Here is a 19,227-nt window from a genome sequence, read left to right on the forward strand (position 1 = left end):
CGCTCAGTGGCGGCGGCGTTCCGTCCACGCGGGGCGGATGCCGTGTTCGCTGGCCGCGAGCACGAGGGATGCCAGCGAGCAGTCGTCGTCCAAGGCCAAGGCCTTGAGCGCGCGCACCGCGGCGGCGGTCGAACGGTCGGCCATCCACAGCAGGTACGCGCACGACGCCATCGGCTGTGCCTTGTATCCGTCCGGGGCATCGGCCGTCACCGATTCCAGCAACGCCGTCGCGCGTTCCCCGCGTCTCGTGTCCGGCTGGTAGGCGGCGTCCTTGAACGCCCGTGACAGTTCGCGCATGACCACGGCCGCCGACTCCATCGAATGCGGCTGGGCGTACAGCATGTGCAGTTCGCCGCCGCCCATCTCGCGCAAAGATGCGAGTATCAGCGAGTCCCGCATGCTCAGGCACTCGGTCATCAGCACCGCCAGCGTGACGCGCTCCTCATGGGAGAAGCCTCCCTCGTCGCGCGACAGCAGGCCGTTCCACCTGTCCATCAGGGGCGCGAACCACTTGTCGGCCGCTTGTGCCGGTCCAAGTTCGCGCCGGTCCTGAAGGAACCCGTCGCGTACGCGCTTCGCCAGTCCGGTTCCCGCCGTGCGGGTGTCCACCATGTCGTTCATGTCCATCGGTCCTTTCCGTGTGGTTTCCATTTCGGACACCACCCGCCTGCCATGCGCGCAGGCGGAGAGACCGGAGGCGTGGACCGCGACGATCCGGGCCGTAGCGAAGACGGCATGCTGGTCCGCCGTCGCAGCGCAGGCACGGGAGCGGCGCGGGACACGGCGCAGGGAACGCAGACGGAGCGCATGGCATGCTGGTGGTGGCCGCAAACCCCTCGTCAGATTCCGCGCGGCCCACCGCCGCGAGCATGCGAGCGGCCAGACAACACGGTCATGCGCGCAGCGCATGGCCCGGGGCCGCGTTCCCGCGCCGATTGCGGAGAGTATGTCGAACAGCCCCGCCTGGAGCATTCTCTCCGCAATCGGCAAGGTCGCCGTTTCGGTGCTGGATACAAATCCCCGCAACGGTTGTCTATGGAACGACATTCGGAACGTAAAAAGCACCCTGCCCGGAAGGAGATGGGGCAGAGTGCTTACTCGTGTCGGCGGAAGATACCGCCACGTTCGCCGTAGATGATTATTGAACGGTGAAACCTTGATCTTCGGCGTAGAGTTTCAGCGCCTTTTGCCACTTGTCAGCGGCAGCCTTGAAAGTCTCCTTGCCGGAGAAGAATGATCCCATATTGTCGTTGTAGATGGAGCGGGCGTAGGGCTCGAAGGGTAGGAACTCCCATTTGCCGGTGACGTCCTTGGCGGCCCGGGAGAAGACCTCGTTGTATTTCTGCCCTCCGAAGAACTCGTTGTCGCTGCCGTCAGCGTTTCTGAGCGTGGTCTTGGCGAGGAAGTCCTCCTGGTTGAGGGTCTTGGTGGTGGCGGGGAAGCTACCGTTGGACACGCGGGCGTCGATGCCCTCGTCGTTGGTGGTGACGTATTCGACGAACTTCTTGGCCGCCTCGAGCTTGCCGTCCGCGACGTCCTTGGTGATGGCCAGGCCGCTGCCGCCGTATTCGCCGTTGATGGGCGTACCGTCGATGGTGGGCAGGAGGGCTACGCGGAATTTGCCGGTGGCTTGGGGCACGCCCTGCAGGAGGTTGTTGGCCATCCACGCGCCGCTGATGAGGCTGGCGATGGAGCTGTCGCCGAGGGACTTCATCCAGTCGTCGGTCCAGGTCTTCGTGTGGACGTCGATCAGGTCCTCGTCACGCAGCTTCTGCCAGAGGTCCATGAACCGCTGGGCGCCCTTGTCGCCGGTGATGTCGATGGTCAGCTTCTCGCCGTCGAGCGTGTAGGCGTGGCCGCCCATGGCCCACATCATCGCGTTGAACAGGCCCGCGTCGCCGGAGTCGGAGATGATGTAGGAGCCGGTGGCGCGGATCTTCTTCGCGTCCTCGTAGAACTCGTCCCACGTGGTCGGCGGTTCGTCGATGCCGGCCTGGTCGAACACGTCCTTGTCGTAGAAGTAGGCCATCGGGCCCGAGTCGGCAGGCATCGCGTACACGCCGCCGTTGATGTTCACGGAGCTCCAGGTGCCGGGGTGAACGTGTCCTTGAGCTTAGTGGCATCGTAGACCTTGCTCAGGTCCATGAGCGTGCCGGAGTGCACGAACTGCGGGATGGCGAGGTATTCGATCAGGGTGACATCGGGCAGTCCGCTGCCGGCCTGGGCCGCGTTGTTGAGCGCGGTGTAGGTCTCCTCGGTGCTGCCGACGTTGCTCACCTTCACCGTGATGTCGGGATTGGCCTTCATGAAGATTTTGGCGGCGCGATCGATGCTGGCGTCCCACGACCATACCGTCAGTTCGGTCTTGCCCGAGCTTGCGGTCGTGTTGCCGCATCCCGCGAGCGGGATGAGCAGGGCTCCGATGACGGCCGTAGCTATGGCTGCGCGTGTGGTGTTATTCATGTTGGTCTTCTTTCCGTGCTCGACCGTCTTTGGCCGTATGCCGCAACTATTTTGTTTGGATGTCGAACATGATTATGTACAGAGATGGGAAACTTGTCAAAACACCGGGGTTTTCATATTGTCAGTCCCCTGATGGGTGTTATTCTGAAAGCCGTTCGAGGATGACGCCGGGATGTCCGTCCCGATAATGTGATTCCGCATTTCCGCAATCGTCTCACCCGAGGAGGGCTCCCATGTACGCTAAATCCAATCCCAGCGACGCAAGGGCCAACAACCGCAGACTGTTGTTCCGGCTGCTGTTCCCCGACCGGCAACTGTCGCGCGCCGACCTATGCAAGGAGACGGGGCTCTCGCGCGCCACCGCCACGGATGTGACCGGCGAGATGATCGACGACGGCCTGCTACGTGAACTGGGGTCAGGGAAACGGGATGGCCGCGGCAAGCCGGGCACCTTGCTGGCCATCGACACGGACATGCTTCGTCTGGTGTGCATCGATCTGTCGCGCCCGTATGTGATGACCGGCGCCGTGATGGATTTGCGGGCCAGAATCGTGGAGCGTCGCGAACGTGTGCTTGATGATGGCGACCGGGTCGATCTCGACGACGTGCTTTCGCTCGTCGGTCAGATGATCCGGCTTGCCGGTTCGGGGCTTGTCGGCATCGGCGTCGCAGTCCCCGGCGTGGTCTCCGGTGCAGGGAGGGTGATCTCCAGCTCCAATCTCGGCTGGGACGACGTGGAGCTTCGCGACATGCTCGAAGGCGAGTTCTCGTTGCCGGTCCGAGTGGACAACGACGCGAACGCCGCACTGCTCGCCGACCGCTTCCTCGGGCACGGCAATCCCAACTGCCTGCTCGTGCAGATCACCCGGGGCATCGGCGCATCGGTGCTGCTCAACGACGAGTTCGTGGATGGCGACGACCATGCGGCCGGCGAGATCGGCCATGTTGTGATCGACCCGAACGGTCCGGCATGCACCTGCGGCAAGCGCGGCTGCCTGGAGACCTACGTCTCCGCCATCGCGTTGCGCGACCGCATTCGCCAGGACCCAAATCGGCGCGCGGACATCCTGGCCGAAGCTGGTGCGAGGCTCGGCGGAGCTCTGGCCATGCCGGCGAGCCTGCTGAATCTTCATGACATCGCCATCTACGGACCTCCCGACATCGTCGGCGAGACGCTGCTCAATGCATGCGACGAGACCGTCAACTCCTTGTCGCGGAACGACTACCAGAGCAGTATGCGGGTGCGTCGGTGTGAGCTCGGTGACGACGCCACTCTGCGGGGGCAGGCGGTCTCCGTGCTGCGCGAGATCGTGGGCAGGCGCGGGCTGTCCGCGGCGGCCTCGTCCTGACGCCACGTGCGTCCCGCCGCCAAGCGCGCGTGGCGTGGTGTATCATCGCTTCCCGAATCCAATATGTAAGGATTCCGAACATAATGACGGGCGGACGAAACAGGAGTCCGCCCTCGGGAACGGAGATCGTCATGACGATGAATGCCAGTGGTACGCCGGAAACAGAGAACCTGCGCGTCGGCGTGGATGTCGGCGGAACGAAGATCGAGGCGGTGCTGACCGATGCGGCCGGCACGGTTCTCGCATCCGCGCGCAAGGCAGCCCGGAAAGGCGGTGACGAGGTCGTGGAGGATGCGGTCGCCATCGTGCGGCAGGTGGCCGGAATGCGGTTCGATGAGGTGAGATCGGTGGGCATCGGCATCCCCGGGCTGGTGCACCGCGACACCGGGCGCGTGGAGAACGTGGTCAATCTCGGAATTGAGAACCTGGAGCTGGGAGGTCGCGCATCCGGCATGCTCGGCCTTCCCGTGTGGGTGGACAACGATGTGAACGCCGCGGCGCTGGGAGCCTATGGAACGCTACCCGACCGGCTCAAGCACGGCAGGATGGCGTTCGTCAACCTAGGGACGGGGTTGGCGGCCGGCTTCGTTCGCGCCGGTCTCGTCGAACGCGGCGACACCGGCGCCCTCGGGGAGATCGGCCACCTGCCGGTGGACCCCAACCGCATGGCGTGCAAATGCGGTCAGCGCGGATGCCTGGAGACCGCATGCTCGGGAGGGGGCCTGCGGCGCATGTGGCCCGTCGCGGATCCTCCGCTGCCCGACATCCTCGCGAAGGCCGATGGCGGCGATGGCGAAGCGGAACGGGTTCTCGGCATCGCGCTGCATGCCCTCGCCGACGTCGTGCAGATCGTCGCCCAGGCCGCGGATCCTTCGGTCATCGTCATCGGAGGCGGTGTTTCCCGTGCCGGGTCCCCGTTGCTTGATGCGCTGCGCGGGGAACTGCGCAACAGGGAGGCCTCCAGCGGATTCATCGCGGGTCTGCGGCTGACGGAACGCCTGCGGCTCGCCGATGCGTCGATTCCGATCGGCGCGCTCGGAGCGTCCCTCATCGCCTGCTGACCAGACCCCGGTGCCGACGGACCATCGGCGCGCCGAAACCAGATTCCCCAATCTCCAACAGACGGGGTGCACCACATCCATTATTTTGTTCGACTGACTTGCAAAAAAGGTTAAGGCGTCATATCCTTGGCTCTCAAGGAGGTTGAAACCAACTACAGGAATTACGCAAGGCTTGCTAACAAAATATCCGGTCTTGCTGCGGCGCGATGCCCAGAAGTGGTGTGGCGTCATGTTCCTCGGTATCGCTACGGACGTCGGCAACGGCGTCCGTAGCGGCATCGCCCGCGCATGGCAGCGCGGGCGGATACGGACCCGGGACCGTCGTGCGCAGCGGCACGTCGCGCCATTCCTCCGAACGACGGCGTCGGGCAGGCATTCCAGGAAAAGGAAACCATCATGAGAACGAAGAGGATTTCAGCGGCCATCGCCTTGGCGGCCGCGTCGGCGCTCACCCTGTCGGGATGCTCGATGGGAGCCCCGTCCGGCGGCTCACAGCAGGATGCATCCGCAGGCGGCAAGCTGACGGTGTGGATCATGCAGGGCGACCAGAGCGAGGACACCATCAAGGCGATCAACGAGCGGTTCACCAAGGAGACGGGCGTCAAGGTCGATGTGCAGACCCAGGTGTGGGCCGACATCAACACGAAGGTGACGACCGCGCTGTCCACGGACACGCCGCCGGACGTGATCGATCTGGGCAACACGCAGGTCGCAGGGTTCGCCGTGAGCGGCGGCCTTCTGGATCTGACGGACAAGGCCGACGACATGAGGCAGGGGCACACCTGGCTGTCCGGCCTTGAAGAGCCCGCCACCATCGACGGCAGACTGTACGGCATCCCCGCGCTGGGAGCCGCCGGCGCCGTGATCTACAACAAGAAGATGTGGTCCGCGGCCGGAATCGACAATCCGCCGAGCACGTACGAGGAGCTTGAGACCGATCTCCAGAAGCTCCGGGACGCGAACACCGACAAGGACTTCTCCCCGTTCTATATGCCGGGGCGTGACTGGAAGTCGGCGGCACGGTGGATCTGGGATGCCGGCGGCGACTTCGCCGAACAGCAGTCGGACGGAACCTGGAAGAGCACCCTGTCGAGCGACAAGTCACTCAAGGGCATCGACCAATGGGTGGAATTCCAGCACAAGTGGTCCTCCGAGGCGTCCCGCTCGCTGGATACCGGCAACCCCGACTTCAGCCAGCTGCTGGCCGAAGGCAAGACCGGCGCGATCCTGAACAACAGCGCCGGCATCCGCACCATCCAGCAGTACAACCCCGACCTCACGACCGACGATCTGGGATCGTTCCCCATGCCCGGCGCCAGCGGCAAGCTCCAGCCTGCGATGATGGCCGGTTCGGTGTGGGGCGTCGCGCAGAAGAGCAAGCGCCAGGAGCTGGCGCTCAAGTGGATCAAGATCGCCGCAAGCCCCGAGATCCAGAAGGACTACGTGTTCGCCAAGGACGGATGGATGCCCAACTACGTCGAAGGCCTCGACGAGGTCATGAAGTCCGCGGACTTCCCGTCCTACCTGACCGGCTTCTTCGAATCGGCGAAGGACACCAAGGCCACACCGGCGTCCCCGCAATGGCTGACCATCGAGAACGACAGCTCCCTGAACTGCTTCGGCGACATCGCCACCGGCGCGACCACGGCCAAGGCCGCGGCCAAGTCGTTCGACGAGCATGCGGACTCCCTGTACGCGAAGAAGTAGGGGAAGCGTGATGAGCAATGCGCAATCGACGGCTGCCGCCGTCCCCGTGGTGAAGCGGCGTCGCAATCTGACGCCCCTGTGGCTGCTGACGCCCGCCGGCGTGATCATCGTCGCGCTGGTCGTGGTGCCGTTGATCTTCCTGGTCTTCACGTCGTTCACGGACTTCAACCAGAAGACCCTGTTCACGGGCTCGTTCAACATCGTCGGGTTCGACCAGTACGAGAACGTGCTGACCGACCCGGAGTTCTACAAGTCGCTGGCCCGCACGTTCGGGTTCGCGGCCGCCCTCGTGGCCGGCAGCGTGCTGATCGGCATGGGCGTGGCCCAGCTGATGACCAAATTGGGGCCGGTGATGCGCTGGCTGGTCACGTTCGTGCTGATCTTCGCGTGGGCCATGCCGAACGTCGCCTCGTCGGTGGTGTGGAAGTGGCTGTTCCAGCCGGGGTACGGCGTGGTCAACTGGCTGCTGACCCAGACCCGTCTGTTCGGCGACGTAACGAACCTGTCGTGGACCGACAACACGTGGCTCGCGTTCCTGGAGATCTGGCTGCTGGTCGTCTGGCAGGCCGTCCCGTACATCGCGATCAACCTGTACGCGGCGACCACGCAGGTGGACAAGTCCTGCCTTGAGGCGGCCCAATTGGACGGCTGTTCGAAGCTGCGCTGCTACTGGCAGATCACCGTGCCGCTGATCAAGCCGAGCCTGATGGTCATCACGATGCTGTCGGTGATCTGGGACTTCAACGTGTTCAACCAGATCTGGCTCGTCTCCCAGGGAGGACCCCGCGAGACGACCGCGACGATCGGCATCTTCACCTACAAGAAGGCGTTCGTGTCGTTCGACATCGGCACCGGCGCCGCCGCGAGCGTGCTGGTCACGCTCATCCTGCTCGCCCTGACGAGCGTGTACATCCGCTACCTGCTCAAATCCGGGGAGGACCTGTGACCATGAATAGGGCAACCGCAAACCACGGCATCGCGCCGCGCGCCAAGCGCAGCGCATCGGCCGAGCTGCGCCGCATCGGCACGATCGTATTGGCCGTCGCGTTCTGCATCGTGTGGATCTTCCCGGTCTACTGGATGTTCGTCACGTCGATCAAGCCGCGCAACCAGATCATGACCGCGACACCCGTGTTCTGGCCCGCGAAGCTGTCGATCGACAACTTCATGGTGGCCGTCACCCAGACCTCGTTCCTGACGAACCTGAAGAACAGCGTGATCGTGACCGCCGTGTCGATCGTCCTGTCGATCGTCCTCGCGTTCTTCGCGTGCGCGGCCCTGACCCTCTACCGGTTCCGCGGCCGCAAGGCGATCATGGTGTTCGTGCTGGCCATCCAGATGACCTCGGGCGGCATCATCCCGCAGTTCATCATCTTCAACCAGTTCGGCCTGCTCAACAAGTACAGCGGCCTGATCCTCGCGTACATAGCCATGGTCCTGCCGTTCGCGATCTGGAACATGCGCGGCTTCTTCCTGAACATCCCGAAGGACATCTTCGAGTCCGCGGCCGTCGAGGGAGCCAACGACTGGCAGATCCTGTGGAAGATCACCTTCCCCCTGGCCGCGCCCGGCATCGTGTCCACGTCCGTGTTCGCGTTCATCAACGCCTGGAACGACTACATGACCGCCTACACGTTCATGAAGGACCAGTCCAAGTACACGCTGCCCGTATGGCTCTCCTCGTTCTCCACGCCCACCATGGGCACCGACTTCGGCGGGCAGATGGCCGCATCCGTCATCTTCTCCCTGCCCGTCGTGATCTTCTTCATGATCATTCAAAGGAACATCATGAAGGGCGTCACCACCGGAGCCGTCAAATAACCCAAACGGAGCGATAAACAATGCGTGCGGCGCCGGGACCATTTCCGCGAGTGGTTCCGGCGCCGCGCGTCATCTCGGAACCCAAAACGCAATATAACGCAATCAAAGGTGAACCACTGAGAAAGGACTTCCATGAGCGATCAAGCAACCCTGAAGGGATGGACCATCATTCCCAAGCCGCAGACCGTACAACACAAGGCGGGCGTCTCACTGCTGCCGATGTGCGGCCGAGTCAACGAGCCACGTGCGTTCGGAGACGAACGGCAGGTACTCGCAACACAACTTGCCGACGACATCCGTGCGGTTGCGGGATTGGAATGGGACATCGCCACGGGTGACCGTTGGCCTGGATTCATCACATTGACGACACTGGACGATCTCCATGCGCGTCCGTCCGGCGCGTACACGCTCGACATCGCCAAGGACGGCATGACCGTCAGGGGCGCGGACTTCGAGGGCGTGCGCAACGGCGTGCAGACCCTGCGCCAGCTCATCCGCCAATGCGGCGCCGCCCTGCCCTGCCTGCACATCGAGGACCAGCCCGCCTTCGAAACGCGCGGCTACTACCTCGACGTCACCCGCGGGCGCGTCCCCACCCTCGACTGGCTCAAGACCTGGGCCGACAAGCTCTGCCTCTACAAGTACAACCAGCTCCAGCTCTACGTCGAACACACCTTCGCCTTCGACGGGATGAGCGAGACCTGGCGCGGCTCCAGCCCGCTCACCCCGCGCGACATCCTCGAATTCGACGACTACTGCGCCGAACGGGGCATCGAGCTCGTGCCGTCCGTCTCCACGTTCGGCCACCTCTACATGGCCCTGCGCACCCAAAGCCTGCGCGACCTCGGCGAATTCCCCGAAAGCGCCGACGAGCCGTTCGGATTCATCGACCGCATGCGCCACCACACGCTCAACATCAGCGACGACCGCGCCTTCGACCTCTCGTGCCGTCTCGTCGACGACTACCTGCAATTGTTCCGCTCCGACAAATTCAACATCTGCGCCGACGAGACCTTCGACCTCGGCAAGGGCCGCTCCAAACCCCTCGCCGAGAAGGTCGGGGTCGCCGCCATGTACGCCGACTACGTCACCCGCCTGTGCCGCCACCTCGAAACCCAAGGCAGACGGCCGATGATGTGGGGCGACATCGCCCTCGAACACCCCGAAATCTTGGAACGACTCCCCGAAACCATCACCCTGCTCAACTGGCAGTACGACCCGCGGGTCACCGACGAGAAGATCCGCACCGTCGCCCGATCCGGCGCCCGGCAGATCGTCTGCCCGGCCGTATGGTGCTGGAACGCGCTCCTGCCGCGCATCGACGACGCCTGGAACAACATCAGCCGCATGGCCCGCTACGGCACACAATACGGCGCGCAGGGCATGCTCGTCACCGACTGGGGCGACCTCGGCCACGTCAACGACCCGCGCATGGCCATCCCCGGCATGATCATCGGCGCGCAGGAGGCATGGAACCCCGGACGCATTCCCGACGAGGCCGACATGCTCCGTCGCATCTCCCGGCTCGAATACCGCGACGCCAGCGGCGAACTGCTTGATATCCTCACCCATGCCAGTCATGCGGCCAGCTTCGAATGGAACCATCTGATCACATGGCTGGAACTTGATGACGGACGGGGCGGCGTCAACACCGGGGTCCTGCAAACCATCCTAGGACTGCTGCCGGAAGACGAACGACCGGACGATGTGGTCCGCGCCCTTCAGGACGGAAGCCGGGCGCCGTCACTTGCGGAATCCCGACGGATGCTGATCCGCTATCTGAAACATCACGTCACGCTCGGCGAAACCGCAGATCACCTTCTACAGACCAGTGCCCGTCGAATCTCCGCAATCGCCGCGACCTCAGGACCTTGGACCAACGGGGATGCCGCTGCATTTCGCGTAGCCATCGAGGGGCAGCGACTTCTGAACCGAGTTGGTCTCCGACTCGCGTCCGAGACCGGGGTCATTGGCACTGTGCAATCGGGGGAGGCGATTCAGCATGACGGCGCGGCGAACCTTGCCGAAGCATTGGAGATCTGGATGGAGGCGTATGCGGCGCAATGGGGTATGACCAGCCGCGACTCCGAACTGCACAGGCTACGAGAGACTGTTTTCCGGGTTACTGATCATCTGCGCTCGGCGAACCGAGTGCAGAGCGTACTATGAGCAGCATCTGCCCTGTGAGAGGAGTCCCCATGCCGTAGCCACCCGATTCCGGGAACGACCAGTACCAGCAACTCATTGGTGGTCTTGTCCAAACATGGTTTCAAGACCACCAATGCCATCAATCGGAACCAGAACGCTTCCAGCGCACCACCCACATCTAGCCGTATTACGGATGATTGAGCAATGTACCTAGGGAAACGAATCAGAATCGCCATTGTCGATAACGACAAACTCACACTTGGCATGATGAAGTTAATGATCAAGCAGCTTCTGCCATTCGCTGAAATATATTGGACGGCTGCGAAGGGCAAAACAGCTATCGACAAATGCCTGGATAAGAAAACGCAGCCCGACGTGCTGCTGGTGGACATGTCCCTGGAAGACATGACCGGCTATGAGGTATGCCGGGCCATCCGCTCCAAAACACCGAAATCGTGCTGATCGGCATAACCGCTTTCTCCCTAGAGCGATACTACGCACAGGCTCTGGAGAACGGGGCAGCGTGCTTGATGGACAAGGCGCAGGTGCGTGATATCTGCCAAGCCTTGTGTCTATTGGCCAACGGACAATCACCTCATGTGAAATACGAGTCATCGGAAACCGCACAGGAAGCCTACGCAAGGCTATCCATAGAGGACAGTCCCAAACGCCGATATAAGAACCTCACCAGAAGAGAGGAAGAGGTCATGAATCTGTGCGCGTTAGGATATACATCAAAAGAAATCGGAGTGAAGCTCGGCATAGGAGAACCAACCGTAAAGACATACATCAAGCGCGTAGCTGAGAAGATAGGTGCCAAGAACAGAACGCAGGCGGTAATTAAATGGCTCGAAAAGAAAGACGAATAAAGAGCGGTAATAAAGCACACAATGCTTTCATTCTCAATAACACCAAGTATGTTCAATACTTACTTCCGATCGTCAGTATTGTTATCACGATAACAGAAACGTGGACTTACCCGCCACGAGAAATAATAACTTGGCTATTAGTGGTCATTCATATATCGACGCTCGCTCTAATGGCCGTCCATCCGCTATTAGGCAGCAACTTGCTGTTGGGTGCATTTATTGTCGGCTGCTTTATACCAGATACTAGCGGACCAAGTTTTCTATGGGGAACTTGGTTGGCGCTTGCCTATATTGGACTATATATCAAGCCGCCGTATGGAGCGGTCTACCCGTTAACAATTTCCGCTATTCGTATGTGGAGATTCAGTCTAACAAAGACTCCATTCGATGAATATGTCATGCTTCTGCTCATTATGTTTTTGGCATTTTTCATCGGAAGAGCTATATCTTGGAGAAATCTGGCAAATCAAGTAGAGAAGGATCAGCTTAAAGCAGAAAAGATTCAGCAGCATCTTTCAATGGTTAGAAAGGAAAATATTGCCGTCAGTAAGATACATGATTCGGTTAGCGGAAATCTGACATACATGGCAATAATGCTGGACAACAAGTCGGCAAGACATGATTACAACTTCAGTGAAGAAGAGATTTCAAATCTTCGAACAACGATTGTTAAAACATTAAAAGAAATACGAATTGCCATTAATGTAATGAACGGCAATGATGTTGCATCGCTAAATAATGTAGATATGCCCTATATCAGATGCCTGCAATCTATTGCCGAGCAAGGTGATAAATTCTTATCAACACTGGGGTTTTCCGGGAAAACCTATATACCTTCTGAGTTTTCAGAAAAAATCAGCAGCGATTACTTCGATGAGATAGAGTCCATATTGCAAGAGCTATATACGAACACTGCCGCCCATGCAAAACCTAATAGCGATTATTATATTTCCATAAGCTGCAAAGATTTAGAGATATCCATTGACCAGGTCAATGAAGTTTCAGCAAATAGCTTATTTCCTGATAAACCTATATCGGAAAATGGTTTAAAATTGCATGAAAAACGCATACAATCGCTGGGTGGGACAACTAGAACTTCCTCGGAAGACGGAACATGGCAATTTCATGCGCAAATTCCACTGAGCTCATCCCACGATGTGACAGATCCAATTTATGGAATGGGGACAGACTGGAAGCATCCGAACTGAATAGGCAGCAACGTCATATGCCTCCAATGAGATAACGTCGGCATTGCCTTCCGGCATTACCCCGATTGTTGTTAATGATGCGATCAGCAACGCCGAAGTAATTACTTTCATGGTCATCCTTTCTGCGACCGAAGTATCGCATAGATGCAATCGCATCAGGTTGTCATTGGCAAGGCTTGTCATCTTTCGTATGACAACATCATGAGGTAATTGTTTATGCCATGCGCGCCGTCATGTCATTGAGCTGGTACTGGTAACCGAGAAGGTTCCAGCACCAGCTTGTGTCATTCTTCTTTTGACATGGCGTTATGCGTCCATGAAATCCCGTGCAAGAAGATTCACTATCCTGCTCTGGTGCTCAGCAACAGTGAGTTGGTAATACCGTATGGCAACTTTCTCACTTGTATGCCCCAGCTCGTTCATGACTTCTCGGAGTGTGCCTCCCCGCAGCATCAGCAATGTCGCATGGCTCGCCCGCAACCCTTGGAACGTCAAATCAGGACGTCTGGCTTTTACGCGCGCTTTGGCGAATTGTTCCTCCAGAGTGGTTTGGGACATTATCTTCGCTCTTCGCGGGACGAATATCGGTGATTCTGGCAGCCTCATGTCGCAGTGATCATGAAGATGCTGACGAATCATCGGCATGAGTGCATCGGGTATATGCACATTCCTTATGCTTGCCCCCGTTTTAGTTCGGCTGTATCGGATTTCTCCACGATCCGTACGGCCGCGGTTCACGGAGTGTCGGACGTGCAACGTCTGACTATCTAGATCTATGTCCATAACACGCAAACCACAGAGTTCGCCGCATCGTAGTCCTCCGACCAAGGTTGAGAGAAAAACCGACAGCCTTGTGTATTCCGGCATGGCCTCCGCCAATAGCATCAGTTCACGAGGAGTCACCGGAGGCGCGTCGATGCGGGAGGACCGAGGTGCAGGAGGTATAGGGAAAATGAACGGATTGAATTGAAGCAACGGCTCCGTCCCATCCAATCCGGGCTTCGTCGCGGATTCGAGAATCGCCTTGAATCGCATGCAGGAGCGGCGGAACGCCCATTGCCCTTCTGGATGCGGTTTGTCATACCATGCCTTGATTTTCAAGGGTGTGATTTCCGAGAGGTGAAGCGACTCAAAATCCGTGATGAAATGCCGGATGTCTAACTTGAGGTTCCTGCGTGTCCCTCCGGCTATCTCTCCGCCATCCGGGAGCTTGTAGTTCGATTCCCACTGCGTCACATAATCGCGGAACAGGATGCGGCGCCGCTCCTGTTCCTTGAGTTTACTCAGCTTTTCTTTTTTACGTTGGGTCGGATGCGTCCATTCGGATATGCCCTTATTATGCAGATCTACTAGATGTTTCTCTTCTTCGAGCCACGTTCTGGCGTCTAATTCTTGCCAGGGTTTGAATTGTCGTTGCACTCGTTTCCCAGGAACTAGCGGGTTCGGATAGCGAACTTGCCAGGCGATGATTCCTCCGTTCTTGTCATAACGTGGTATGACCGTTCCCCAGTTGCTTCGAGGCTTTTCCGTTTGGTTTTTCTTGGGACGCCTATTTCTGGGCATGAGATCCCCCTTGATAGCAAAAAGGCGCACCGTGTGCGCGCCTTTGGGGAGATTGAGCCAGATGTCGTTAGTGGGGATGCGTTTGCTGTGTGTATGTCATCTTGCGATGACATACACACAGCAAACGGTCTTCATATGACTGTTCGCCATCTGTGGCAGGAAGCGTTATCCGTATGAATTGAAAAAGGAATACAACAAATAAGAACTACGATAATTGGTGGTTTCCAAGGAGCCATGGTAATTCTCGAATGAGAATTGCTGGCGTACTATGGACACAACATGTATATCAATGGAATATGCACCTATGCGCAGGTCACATCTATAAATGTCAATTATTGACTGAGAACCATTGTGAAAGCTTTCAATATTCCTTGTCGTTAGTCTATTGAACGACATCTAAGTAGCTGTGATTTCTGTGCTGCCGTCTATCGGCGTCTGGTGTCGACCAGAGTCATCTTTAGATGACAGATTTCACTTCTGATTGGTGCATTCCTATACGTGCAATCATCATAGTTTCGGTTCGGCATGGTGTCGGCGTGTGGTTTTGTGACGGTGGTGTTATGTGCTCGTATTCGATTGATCGAAATGGCTGGCTACCAAGAAATCGCGGGTCAATAATTGTTCTCGTCTTTGTGATGCTGTGCGGGGTGTTGGGCATTCTGCTGGTGCGGCCGGGAACGACTGCGGACGTGTGGGCACATGTGTATCGAGTGGATGCGATGCTCAACGGCGATGTGCTGGCCCGACCGGTGCGGGCGACATCCGACTATCATCACGACGCAATGCGGAACATGGGTGGCTGGGTTAGTGGTGACGTAATCGCGTTCTCGCTGGTCAATGATCGCGATTACGTGTCCGGTTTGGTGGATCCGGTGTCCATCACCACCTGTTACGGGAGGCGGTGCGAGGTGCCGTTCAATAACACCGCTGTGTATCCGCCGTTTGCGTATCTGCCGCAGCTGGCTGCATTCGCCGTGGGACGACTTCTGCGATCGAGTACGACAATACAGTTCTATTTGGCCGAAATACTTCAGCTAGGTGTTTATTTTGCATCGGTATGTGCTTGCCTGCGGCTGTTGTCCGGGAACGTGTTGCGCTGGTTTCGATGGCTGGCCGGGTTGTTGGCCGTATGGATGGCGATGCCGTTCTCGTTCATGTTTTCGCCCGACTCGACATTGGCGGCTTTGTCCCTGCCGCTGGCCTGTCTGATGGTGCGCTGCGTAGAAGGCAATCGCTTCAGTGCTAAGGATTGCGTTGTGCTGGTTTCAATCTCCGGAATCATTACATTGGCGAAGTTCGCTTATGCGCCATTTTTGCTCATGGTGCTATTGCCGATGGCTGTCTATCGTCGTATGGACATACGTTCTCGTCTTATCCTTATCGGCGGATGTGCAATATCGGTTCTGTTGCTACTCGCATGGGTGAGCGTCGGGACCGGGTTCGCCACGAACCCATCGCGCGTGTCATATGTCGAAGTGGTACGACGACGACAGGAGCTCCTAGCCGCCCCGCAACTGTTCCTGCTGCGGATGCTCTACAGTGTCATCCGGCTACAGGGCTGGTCATGGTGGGAGCCGCCGCTGTTGCTCCTGTTCTGGACTCTTTCCATTATGGCTTTGACACTGACCGTGATCGCATGGCGCAAAAACCGCCGATGCCTGCTGTTCTGGCTGACAGCATGGGTGGCGGCCGCAGGATGCGTGATGCTGATATACGTGGCAGTATGGATGCAGTTCACGCTCGATGGGCAACAAGGCGTCATAGGCATTAACAGCCGATACTTCTTGCCACTAGTACCCCTACTGGCCATGCAATGCGCCGCAGCATTGCAATCGATCCGCCAAGACATTGTGAACAAGCCTGTTACAAGCGTTTTGCGCTCTCCAGCACCATGAATATGTCCTGGCTGTCAGGAGCACAGAGGGGTGGGACCATTGAATCAAAAACCTCGTCCCTTTAGTTGATGCTGCAGGTAAGCAGTGGCGTTCAACTTTTGCCGAGTCAGAGCGCTGAACCCTTCGTCGCTGCTCGCTTCGCCGATGAATCAACCACGCCTTCTACGTTCTGCGGTCTGTGGGCTTTGACTAACATAGCCGGTCAGCGTACCGATAGCTTTCCGTGTCCCATCCGAAAGTCGGTAAGTGGTTGGAACCATTGGCTTCCAGAACATTGAAGTCATCTTTAGATGACAGATTAGGCTTCAGGAGAGCGCCAGCTTCGCAGAGGCTTCATCATGGAGTTACTGCATCCGGATGCGGCAATATCAATAGGACACCTATGGAGGTAATCATGAAGGCATTTGATAGCGCTTAACTTGATAAGTCAAGTGCACCAGGAAATACATCGACGATGATCCGCATCAGCGGTTTCCATGAAAAGATAAAACGGCGCTCTATGTCAACGAAGACAAACTAAGGAGTCCAAAATGAAGTACAGGTCGTTTGCCAGCAGGATTTCCATCCTCATGGTGGTGCTAGTCTCCAGTATCGCGCTTGTGTTCGCGGGGACTGTTCCTACATATGCGGCAGAGGTTCAGCCGACTGCTGTCGCTGCCGAGGACGGTTCTATCATCTTTGAAGGTCTTGACCAGCTCAAGCCCGGAGAAAAACTCGAATATGTGACAACCACTGATTCGGGAGATCCCGTCACCATCGGAATCGAAAATGCTACAACGGCACGAGCCACAAAGAGGTGGAAGATCTATAGGGAGTGGCTGGCGTTTTATGATGGCTACTACATCAATATGTCCAACAACAGAATTACCGGCACAGACAGTTGGTGGGTAAATCTAATTGGTGGAACCTATAGCGATCGTACCTTGACGCACACTGCGACAATGGCGGAGCAAAAGTACACATATAGCATCCAAGGCTGGGTCAGCGGAACTGCTTGGCTGCGTGCCGATGTTACCGGTTCTGGTAATAATGTCAAAGTTACGGACGGAATCTGAAAATGAGCGAGATACTTGTCCCTATTGCCATAATTCTTAGTCTCGGAGTTGATGTGCTGGGAATCGTGGCTCTCATTTCTCTGATTCACTTCCTACATAAAAAGAGTTAGTCAACGGGACTAATGATTTTAATGGTGGTTTGCGGAACTTAGCTTCCGCAAACCACCATTATTGTTAGGTAATTCAAGCCTAGTTTATTGACTCACGGCATATTGGGTGCTCTTCCAACTGTGTTTTGTTGGGTTTGGCAAACACTGTACCTATCTCGATGTCTTATTCATTGCGCTGCTTTAATGAAGTCTTCGGCGAGTTGGTTGACGATCTGGTTGCGATGCTGGGCGACGATGCGCTGGTAGTGTTTGATGGCGACCTTCTCGCTGACGTGGCCGAGTTCATCCATGACCTCCCTCAGGGTGCCGCCCTTGAGCATGAGCAGGGTCGCGTGGCTCGCTCGCAGGGATTGGAAGGTCAGATCGGGTCGGCCGGCTTTCTCCCTGGCTTTGCGGAACTGGGCTTCCAAGGTGGTCTGGCTCATCACCGAGGCTCGTCTGGGGCGGAAGACCATGGCTTCCGGGTCCGTCCATTCGCAGTGTCTGAGCAGGTGGTCGTGAATCAGGGGAACGAGTCCGTCGGGGATGGGCACGGTGCGTCGGCTGGAGTCGGTCTTGGTCCTGGCGATGCGTGTCGAACCGCGATCCGCATAGCCCCTGTTGACGGAATGTCGCACGGTCAGGCGTTTGGCCTTCAGGTCGATGTCCTTGATCTGCAGACCGCACAGCTCACCGCAGCGGAGGCCTCCGACGAGCGTGGCGAGTATCACCGCCAGTCTCGTGTAGTCGGGCATGTTCTCCGCTATCAGTTTGAGTTCCAGCGGCGTGACCGGCGGAACGTCCTCCCTGACGGATCGTGGCGCGGGTGGTATGGGCAGAATGAACGGGTTGTCGCGGATCAGCGGCGGGGAGCCGTCCATACTCATCTTCGTGGCGCTGGCAAACGCCGCCTTCAAGCGCATGCATGAGCGGCGGAACGCCCATTGCCCCTCAGGGTGCGGCGCGTCGTACCAGCGTTTGATGTCCTTCGGCGTGATCTCGATCAGGAGCTTGCCCTTGAAGCCCGGCATGAAGTGCGCGATGTCGAGATACAGGTTCCGGCGCGTGCCGCCGGCTATCCTCTCGCCGTTCGGCAGCCGGTACCCCTCCGCCCACTGGGTCACGTAATCCTCGAACGAGATCAGGCTCGCGCGCTTCCTGCGGCGGCGTTCGGACGGATGGACCCATTCCTGGATGTTCTTGCGGTCCAGTTCCACCAGATGCCGTTCCTCTTCGAGCCACTGGTGCGCCTCGTGCTCCATGTCCGGCTTGAACTGGCGCTGGACCTTCTTGCCCGGGCGCTTCGGGTCCGGGTACCGCACCTGCCAGGCGACGAGATTGCCTGCGGTATCGTAGCGCGGCGTCACGGTGCCGAACCTGCTCCGCCGCCCCGGCGACGGCCCTGTACTGTCCTTCTTCGTCCTTGCGGACATGATGATGCTCCTTGTGCTGAATCCAAGATCGATGGCATGGCATAACGGCCTCGGAAAAATGCCACCAAAAATGCCACCAAGTGACCGAATACGTTCTCAGTGAGCCATTGCACCTAAAAATGCACCTCTAGTGCCTTAGGCCTTGCAATCATTGAGGTTTAGGCTGATTCGATCACTCGTCACAGGTCGTTTCGACCATCAGCCGCATGAAGATGACGCTAAGAAGCAACACTGCTTGCGTGTCTATTGGAAGAAAGCGGGAACCGTTGCTATGATTGATTTTGTAAATAATGAAGGTAAATTTATTTGCCCCCGGAGTGGTGGAGATGGACCTGTACGACGCTGGGCCGTATCCCCCTCTCTGGGGGTACTTCAACAAAGACCTCGGCCAAACGGTCGAGGTCTTTTCATATGTTCATGTGCGGGTTATAGGAACTTTTGGGGTTATAGGAACTTTTGTGGTGTTTTAGGTCGGTCAGAATGGCCGAGATTTCGCGTGGCGTGGTTGCTGTTTATCGATTTCATGGATTTCGATGGCGTTGACGATTGCGTTGTCTAAGGCGTGG

At 58.1% G+C, this 19,227-nt stretch carries 14 protein-coding genes and 1 pseudogene; 11 read left to right on the plus strand and 4 right to left on the minus strand.

Annotated features, from left to right (window positions below; genetic code table 11):
* Nucleotides 1-3: 3 nt before the first annotated feature.
* Entirely contained in the window at nucleotides 4-627 is a 624-nt protein-coding gene (locus JS530_RS10350) for a DUF4192 family protein (protein ID WP_214377077.1), read from the minus strand.
* Between the two features lie 511 nt (nucleotides 628-1,138).
* Nucleotides 1,139-2,463: pseudogene (locus JS530_RS10355) on the minus strand (ABC transporter substrate-binding protein).
* A gap of 233 nt (nucleotides 2,464-2,696) precedes the next feature.
* On the opposite strand from JS530_RS10355, the gene JS530_RS10360 reads away from it, so the two are divergent.
* From JS530_RS10360 to JS530_RS10395, 9 genes are all read left to right on the plus strand, one after another.
* Nucleotides 2,697-3,812 carry an ROK family protein gene (locus JS530_RS10360; RefSeq protein ID WP_214377078.1) on the plus strand — a complete coding sequence of 372 codons (1,116 nt, stop codon included), beginning with the start codon at nucleotides 2,697-2,699 and terminating at the stop codon, nucleotides 3,810-3,812.
* A 131-nt stretch (nucleotides 3,813-3,943) separates the two neighbouring features.
* On the plus strand, nucleotides 3,944-4,873 hold the full coding sequence (locus JS530_RS10365; RefSeq protein ID WP_214357795.1) for an ROK family protein: 930 nt from the start codon (nucleotides 3,944-3,946) through the stop codon (nucleotides 4,871-4,873).
* A gap of 396 nt (nucleotides 4,874-5,269) precedes the next feature.
* The gene (locus JS530_RS10370) at nucleotides 5,270-6,580 is read left to right on the plus strand and encodes a sugar ABC transporter substrate-binding protein (RefSeq protein WP_214377079.1); all 1,311 of its coding nucleotides are present in this window, start codon (nucleotides 5,270-5,272) and stop codon (nucleotides 6,578-6,580) included.
* Nucleotides 6,581-6,590: 10 nt separating this feature from the next.
* Entirely contained in the window at nucleotides 6,591-7,526 is a 936-nt protein-coding gene (locus tag JS530_RS10375) for a carbohydrate ABC transporter permease (protein ID WP_169240090.1), read from the plus strand.
* A 2-nt stretch (nucleotides 7,527-7,528) separates the two neighbouring features.
* Nucleotides 7,529-8,401: a carbohydrate ABC transporter permease gene (locus JS530_RS10380; RefSeq protein ID WP_109056370.1), complete on the plus strand. Its 873-nt coding sequence runs from the start codon at nucleotides 7,529-7,531 to the stop codon at nucleotides 8,399-8,401.
* Nucleotides 8,402-8,533: 132 nt separating this feature from the next.
* Complete coding sequence (locus tag JS530_RS10385) at nucleotides 8,534-10,570, plus strand: beta-N-acetylhexosaminidase (RefSeq protein WP_214377080.1); 2,037 nt, start codon at nucleotides 8,534-8,536, stop codon at nucleotides 10,568-10,570.
* A gap of 255 nt (nucleotides 10,571-10,825) precedes the next feature.
* Nucleotides 10,826-11,011 (plus strand): response regulator, encoded by a 186-nt coding sequence (locus JS530_RS10870; protein WP_240541203.1) that lies wholly within the window; start codon nucleotides 10,826-10,828, stop codon nucleotides 11,009-11,011.
* Nucleotides 10,972-11,418 (plus strand): response regulator transcription factor, encoded by a 447-nt coding sequence (locus tag JS530_RS10390; RefSeq protein ID WP_240541204.1) that lies wholly within the window; start codon nucleotides 10,972-10,974, stop codon nucleotides 11,416-11,418. The genes JS530_RS10870 and JS530_RS10390 overlap by 40 nt, the downstream gene beginning before the upstream one ends.
* Nucleotides 11,394-12,626 carry a sensor histidine kinase gene (locus JS530_RS10395; RefSeq protein ID WP_214377081.1) on the plus strand — a complete coding sequence of 411 codons (1,233 nt, stop codon included), beginning with the start codon at nucleotides 11,394-11,396 and terminating at the stop codon, nucleotides 12,624-12,626. The genes JS530_RS10390 and JS530_RS10395 overlap by 25 nt, the downstream gene beginning before the upstream one ends.
* Nucleotides 12,627-12,932: 306 nt before the next feature.
* On the opposite strand, the gene JS530_RS10400 is transcribed toward JS530_RS10395, so the two are convergent.
* Entirely contained in the window at nucleotides 12,933-14,189 is a 1,257-nt protein-coding gene (locus JS530_RS10400) for a tyrosine-type recombinase/integrase (RefSeq protein WP_214377082.1), read from the minus strand.
* Between the two features lie 461 nt (nucleotides 14,190-14,650).
* Between JS530_RS10400 and JS530_RS10405 the strand changes: the two genes are divergently transcribed.
* A complete protein-coding gene (locus JS530_RS10405) occupies nucleotides 14,651-16,084 on the plus strand; it encodes a DUF2142 domain-containing protein (protein ID WP_214377083.1) in 1,434 nt (477 codons plus the stop codon).
* Nucleotides 16,085-16,614: 530 nt separating this feature from the next.
* On the plus strand, nucleotides 16,615-17,139 hold the full coding sequence (locus JS530_RS10410; RefSeq protein WP_214377084.1) for a DUF5626 family protein: 525 nt from the start codon (nucleotides 16,615-16,617) through the stop codon (nucleotides 17,137-17,139).
* 277 nt (nucleotides 17,140-17,416) lie between these two features.
* On the opposite strand, the gene JS530_RS10415 is transcribed toward JS530_RS10410, so the two are convergent.
* A complete protein-coding gene (locus JS530_RS10415; protein WP_214377085.1) occupies nucleotides 17,417-18,661 on the minus strand; it encodes a tyrosine-type recombinase/integrase in 1,245 nt (414 codons plus the stop codon).
* Between the last annotated feature and the right edge of the window lie 566 nt (nucleotides 18,662-19,227).

The organism is Bifidobacterium colobi (genome assembly GCF_018555455.1).
In the GTDB taxonomy this organism is placed as follows: Bacteria; Actinomycetota; Actinomycetes; order Actinomycetales; family Bifidobacteriaceae; genus Bifidobacterium; species Bifidobacterium colobi.